Origin of the sequence: Paenibacillus sp. GCM10027626, from assembly GCF_042676285.1 — a bacterium.
Taxonomy (GTDB): domain Bacteria; phylum Bacillota; class Bacilli; order Paenibacillales; family Paenibacillaceae; genus Paenibacillus_Z.
Genome location: NZ_JBHTHC010000017.1, coordinates 182039 through 188820 on the forward strand (window position 1 = coordinate 182039; position 6782 = coordinate 188820).

A 6782-nucleotide genomic window follows, 5' to 3' on the forward strand; every position below is an offset into this window, starting at 1 on the left:
TACGCAATTCTCAGGTATAAGTTTCCAAGTTTCCGCGTTAAACTGCCCATTAGCTTAATAAAACGAACAGGCGCCGCGGCACGTAACAGCCAATGATTTTGACTATTACGAAAAACTGCGGTTAACGCCCTTTTAAAATATTCATGCGAGTTTCCCCAAAAAAACGTTGCCGTCACTTATGGTACGGTTCAGCTTAACGGGGCTATCAGCGAAAATTAAGAAAGGAGCAGCCAAGGATGCTCCTCATTCAATCACTTATTTATCACCTAGCTTTATCCCCGCTATTCCACCTGTTATGTACATGAAAAGTTACCTTTGTCCCTGTACCTAACGTACTTGTGATATGAAGTCCTGTTCCGAAGTGCCGTTTTAATCGCTGATCCGTATTAATCAATCCGACGCCTGAACGACTATCTGCTTTTCTTTCTAATATTCGTTGCAATTGAGCCTCGTCTATTCCGTCCCCATCGTCTTCAACGGTTATCTCTGCATGCGTCTCATAGACAAGAATCCGAATTAGAATCGTTCCTCCACGATTGCGCTTCATTATGCCATGTCTTATCGCATTTTCAACGAGAGGCTGGATCGTAAGAAATGGGACTTTTATGTCCCCGCAGCCATCTATCTCCCAAATAACCTGTAACCTTTCTTCAAACCGAGCCTTTTCAATATATAGATAAGAACGCACTAGACTTAACTCCTCTTCGATCGGAACAAGCCTATCCATATTTTGAAATCTAAATTTATTCCTCAAAAAATTGCTGAATTCATCGAGCAAATTACGCATCTTATCCAAATCAATATCGCTTAAAGCTGCTACAGCATTCAACGCATTAAATATAAAATGAGGCTGGATTTGCGCTTGCAGCCATACAGCTTCTAATCGCAGTTGTTCCCGAACGGATTGTTTAATCGTAGTTAACGCCTCGATCCGCGATCTTATTTCTATTGCTTCCACTGGCTTCGTCACATAATCGTTTGCCCCCGCTATAAAACCGCTCTGAATATCTTTCGGTTGGCTTCTTGCGGTAAGGAGCAATACAGGGAGCTCCGTAAGTGTAAACCGCTCACGAATCATTCGTGTCAGCTCATAACCGGACATTTGCGGCATCATGATATCGGAGATGACCAGATCCCATTCCTTTGTATCTAGTACAGCCAACGCTTCTTTACCGCTCGTTACCATCATTGCCTCATATTCGTCCGGTGGTAGTATGGCTTCAAGCACTTGAAGGTTGATAGGATCATCATCAACAATTAATAGGATCGGACGGTCACGATTCATTTCTAATAAAGTTGTTGGTTTCGCAGCCATCGGGATATCTGCCTTTTCCGCTTTTATCGAAACATTTTCTTGAATCGGCTTGAATTGTAATGGTAAAGAATCAAATGAGTTCGTCACATCATTCTCTTCCACCACTTTCAAGTCTGCTAGCTCTAATGAAAATGTAAATGTTGAGCCTTCTCCTAAAGCAGAAGACACATCTAACGTACCCCCATGAAGCTCAACCAGTTGCTTGCTTATGCTTAAACCTAACCCAAAGCCGCCTTCAATCATGGTCACACTCGTACTGCCTTGCTCATACGGACGGAATAAGCGCTTAAGCATGTGCTCATCCATTCCGATCCCCGTATCAGCAATCACAATATACGCTCTTCCGTCTTTGGCAAAAGCTTGAATCGAAATTGTCCCTTCATTCGTATATTTCACAGCATTATGAAGTAGATTGAACACGATTTGGATCACTCGATTCTCATCCGCAATTACTGGGGGAAAATCTTCCGAAATCTGATTTGCAATTTGGACAGACTTTACTTCTGCATTAAATTGCAGCATATCCACTACTCCGGTCACGATCGGCTGAATAAATATGACTTTTTTCTGTAGACGCGGATTGCCTTCCTGTAAGCTCATTACATCAATTAAGTCGTTTAATATCCATGTCAGCCGACGTCCTACAGATAAGACCGTTTCAAGCTCCTTGATGCTCCGTTCCTGCAATAAATGCTGCTCCCTTTGTAAAACAGATTGTGACATGTTAAGCATGCCATGCAGCGGATTTTTAAATTCATGCGAAGTGTTTGCCAGAAATTGATCCTTATGATCATTCATTCTTTGCAAGGTTGCAGCAAGCTCTTTGGTGTTCGCATGCATGATAAAGTAACCCTTAAACCATTCAGAGGCTAAACAACCCATCGCAATAATCATATCGAACGGATAGTAGACAAGACTCAAACCGCTATCCAACAAGATTAACGACCAAAGAGAATGGTTCATCAACGCAAAAAAAGAGAAAAGCAGTAAAAGATTGCTCTTTAAACCTTTGATTACTTTTTTAAACATTGTAATCAGCGTAATAACTCCAGCAGTACCAAGTAATAGATAATAAACCGGAAAGAGCATAATCACTTGAGTTGGATCTAAAAACAAAGTGATGCCAGCAGTCCCTAGATTCATTACTTTATAGACAGGGTACATCCTACGCCAATATGGAAGCTCGCGATGATTCGTACACTGGAGCAAAGCATAGGCTGCAATAACGAAAGCAATATTAGCCACCCTGAAATCCCAATTAACCCCAATGTAAAATAATTGATGGAACAACTTCTCATCCGTACTAAAGACACTCATGATCGTTACACATAATGCAAGCAAACTGAAATAAAGCAGCTTCTTTTCCTTATTTCCTAGCAAATACAAAATAAGCGCATAGACAGCATGCATAATAAATATAATCGCTGCCAAAAATTGCATAAAAGTGGATGCTTTCATCTCTTTGGCAATGGCTTCTTCTGAACCAAATTTAACGGATCGGACAATGCCCCCGCTTCGACTATCCACATAATTTGCCGCCTGAATGACGAGTTCGATTACACCGTTGTCATCTGCTGTAAAGGTTGTAGAATAAGGTAGGTCCTTCGGAATATATTCATCCTTTGTTGTCGCTACCTGTCCGGATTTAGTAAGCAATCGACCGTTTACATATAATTCTGATGCAGTGCGTACGCTGGGTACACGAATACTATAATTAAGGTGCTTTGCCGGGTCTACATAAAGACGCAAACGATAAGAGCCATACCCGTATGGAGATGGCTTGTCAGCATGCAAAGCTTCACTCCATCCTCCCGGTACCTGAATATGCCTTGGCGCATTATCGCCTAACAATTGTTGCCGACTACCATCTATCAACCATTGCGAGGGATAAAACTCCCATTCGCCATCAAGTAAGAGAATGCTGCCATCTTCTGCATTCCAATTACGCAAATCGGATTGCCCATTATAAATTGACGCCTGTTTGGGAACATGAAACGTTTCTATCCACAAAATGCGCAAACCGGTTAAAACAACTAATATGGAGACTAGCAATAATATAATATAGCTCTTTTTCATTTGATATTTGGATGAGTGAGTTTCCAAGAAGTATTTCTCCCCTAGTCATTTTCTTCTAAGACATTTAAATAAGTCCTTACTCTCCATAATTTATCACAGTTAATATAGAAGAGAAACGGACGATAGAGATATCTTTATGTCTATTATATAGAAATGCCTACTTGGAATTTCGCGAGTTTGTTGTTCAAAGGTAATTTCTAGGTGCCGTCAAGCCGAGGGCCTCGAGCACGCAAGCGAGCCTCCCGGAAACCGTACTGTACACTCCTTTTCACTACTACTGCTGTTATGATAAGAATAACCACACACCTTGGGGGATTAAGCCAATTAATTCGCCCTATTTATGATATGGTTCACCGCAATTGATCTTCAACTTAACTGCCCGTTACTTCAATGAAAAAAGCAGCCGATCGTAGTGACCGGCTGCGCTCATGTCCCAGTTGAACTATCCAGCCGTCCGCCTGGCTGCGTCGGGAGTATCTTTGGGGCACGGCATCGCTGCGAAGTTGGCTGCGATTCGCCGGCGCGCTGCTGGCATCGGAGCAACTACTCGCGCCGCGTGCGGTCCGGACTCTATCGAACGAATCGGTCTACACTGCGCGGCTGCACAGCTGGCCTGGCCATCAGAGCAGCTGCTGGTTTCCCCGGTTTCGGACCCAACCGCTCCGCTCGGGATCCTCAGCATATCTGGACCCTCCCTCTATTGGTCGGCTACAACCGAAATGGCCACGGCCATCACGAGAATACTAAACCAAAATCAATAGCGCCCGCGCCAGTGCCGCCCTTTCTCGACCGGGCGGCACGGGAGCAGTTGCAGCATCGCTCGTTTCACACTCGACCGGTAGCTCGGGATCGCTGCGTAGTTTTGCGCTAGATGCGCTCGCCGCTCCCGATCAGTGCACCGGCCGAAGCGATCAGGGCCGCAGCATCAGCCGTCCGATGGGGTGTACTTCCACACGTCCGGCTCGAATGACGCTCCATAGGACGGGTCCAACTCCACGTGGGTGGTTCCGCGATCGTCGGTCAGCACGAGCATGCGCGAGCCAACGACGGGGACGCGGTCGGCGCTGGTGCGCATGTGCGCTGAGACGACACGAGGGGCACCGTCGGCGATGTAACCTACCTCGACCATGAATATAGGAAGATTGAAGAGCCAGCTGTTCGTGAAGCTCACAACGGTCAGCGTCCCGGTGAATGACGAGCCCTCCACGCGGAGGCGCTCGATGTCCGCCTGACGCCGCCGGGCGTGGGCTATCGAGCCAGGCAACCGCAGGAGCGCGATGGCGGCCCAGAGGGCGAAGCCGGCTCCGACGGCGGCGCCGAGCTCTGGCGGTATCGTCGGCGACGTCGCGATGGCCTCGAGGTCGAAGGGGCGCGACGGATCGCTTGTCATCATCCAGAGCAGGAGGACTCCCGCGTCTGCGGCGAGTCCTCCTGCGACCGCGAGCTTCGCAAACAGGCCGGCGACCCTGATCTGTCCGAACTGCTCGACCGCTTGCGAGTACAATCCGCCGGTCGCTCCGATCGCGACGAACAGCAGCACCACAGCGACGCCCACCGTGACCGGATGACCGAGGAGCATGCCGATCGCTGGTGTCGGCGCCAGGCCGAGCAAGGCGCCGAACGGCACGGAGCCTGTCAGCGCCCACAGTGCAGCGGCTGCGAGCAGCCACGGCAACAGCGGAGCCGCGCGTCCGACGCGACGTCCCGGCCGGAGCACCGTCATCCGTCCGCCCCTGTCCGTAGTGGAGAACAGCGGCAGCGTCTCGATGTGCTCCTGCTGATCCTCCGCAGCATCCCTTTTAGCCATACACACCTTCACATCCATAATTTTTTAGCTATATTATACCACATATTGAATGTCCGGCCGGCGTCTGTTTCAACTCAACCGCTCCATTCGGGATCCGCAACATAGTCGGACATCTACCTCTATTGGTCGGCAGTCGCCAAAGTAACCACATGTGATATCCGATCTGGCCGAGCTTCTTGGCTGGTGCCACCATAAGCTTCCAAGGGTAATTTCAGTTGCCTTAAAACCATCGCTTTGTTTCGCTTTTCGGGCCTATATGGTCAAAAATAAAGCTTGTACAGCATTCGGGCTGAAAGACAGTAAAGGATGGAGGTCGAAATCGGGGAACAAAAGCGAACGCTCCGCTTCACCAGCAGCATTCGTCGATACGGATAACGAGGACATGAGTTTGACGCTAACGCCAACGGCAGTGCAGCTACCCGAAGCAATAGGAGAGCAACATTTCAAAACCGCTCCTATGTTACAACTATAGAGGAACAGAGAATAAGGAGCTGAGTACTGATGAGCAAATTGACAGGAAAAATAGCGTTAGTAACGGGGGCCAGCCGGGGGATCGGGCGCAACGTCGCGTTGCGTCTGGCGCAGGAGGGCGCTTTTGTCGCCGTACATTACGGTCAACGCCGCCATGAAGCGGAAGCAGTCGTGCAACAAATCGCCCAAAACGGAGGAAACGCCTGTGCGATTGGCGCCAATTTAAGCACGCCTGACGGCATTCGCGAGTTGATCGCGGCGCTAGACGAAGCAATTCGAGAGCACGGGGACGGCGGCGGATTCGATATTTTGGTCAATAACGCGGGAATCGGGCAAATTCTTACTTTCGAAGAAGCGACGGAAGCTACTTTTGACGAAGTAATGACGATTAACGTCAAAGCGCCGTTTTTTGTAACGCAGCAAGCTTTGCCGCGGTTGAAGGACGGCGGGCGCATCATTAACATTTCTTCCTTCGTGACGCGGGTGGCTTCACCGGGTGTTTTCACCTACAGCATGACAAAAGGAGCGATCAATACCTTTACGCTGCTGCTGGCCAAGCAGTTGGGGAGCCGGAATATTACGGTCAACTCCATCCAACCCGGCATCATCAACACTGAGATGAATGAAGGAACTTTGAGCGATCCCGACGGACAAAAATATGCGGCAGGCCTATCCGTTTTCAACCGTTGGGGAGAACCCGGAGACATTGCGGATATCGCCGCTTTCCTCGCTTCTCCGGACAGCCGCTGGGTAACCGGTCAGTTGATCGACGCAAGCGGCGGTTCGCATCTTTAAAAGCCAGGCAAGCCTATCTAGCAACAACATATATGAAAACCGGATTCAACTTTAGTATCCCGTTAATGCAATGAAGGGGTGCCACGCGGCACCCCTTTCATAGGCTATTGTTCATGACGGTAGCCTGTTATCGTTGTACTATCGTCAGCAATAGGTAAGCGTTTGATGCGATCTCCGGCTTTTCCCCTGCCCCACACGGAGCGTGCGAGTTTCCCCGCACTCCGCGCTCCCTCTAACTGAAATTACTAGTTCATAAGTTCCGCGTTACTCATGGATTTGGGATTGTTAGATCGGTTCCAGGCCGCATTTTTGGCGGTA

4 protein-coding genes are annotated in these 6782 nt (G+C 48.6%); 1 reads left to right on the forward strand and 3 read right to left on the reverse strand.

Going from position 1 to position 6782, the window contains the following annotated elements; genetic code table 11:
- Positions 1-262 precede the first annotated feature (262 nt).
- The 3 genes from ACFQ0N_RS27395 to ACFQ0N_RS27405 form a co-directional block, all read right to left on the reverse strand.
- Positions 263-3391 (reverse strand): hybrid sensor histidine kinase/response regulator, encoded by a 3129-nt coding sequence (locus ACFQ0N_RS27395; protein WP_379332394.1) that lies wholly within the window; start codon positions 3389-3391, stop codon positions 263-265.
- A gap of 442 nt (positions 3392-3833) precedes the next feature.
- Positions 3834-4073: a hypothetical protein gene (locus ACFQ0N_RS27400; RefSeq protein ID WP_379332381.1), complete on the reverse strand. Its 240-nt coding sequence runs from the start codon at positions 4071-4073 to the stop codon at positions 3834-3836.
- A gap of 243 nt (positions 4074-4316) precedes the next feature.
- Entirely contained in the window at positions 4317-5198 is an 882-nt protein-coding gene (locus ACFQ0N_RS27405; RefSeq protein WP_379332383.1) for a hypothetical protein, read from the reverse strand.
- 501 nt (positions 5199-5699) lie between these two features.
- Here ACFQ0N_RS27405 and ACFQ0N_RS27410 point away from each other — a divergent pair.
- Positions 5700-6464, forward strand: coding sequence for an SDR family oxidoreductase (locus ACFQ0N_RS27410; protein ID WP_379332385.1), 765 nt, complete (start codon positions 5700-5702; stop codon positions 6462-6464).
- Positions 6465-6782: the final 318 nt, after the last annotated feature.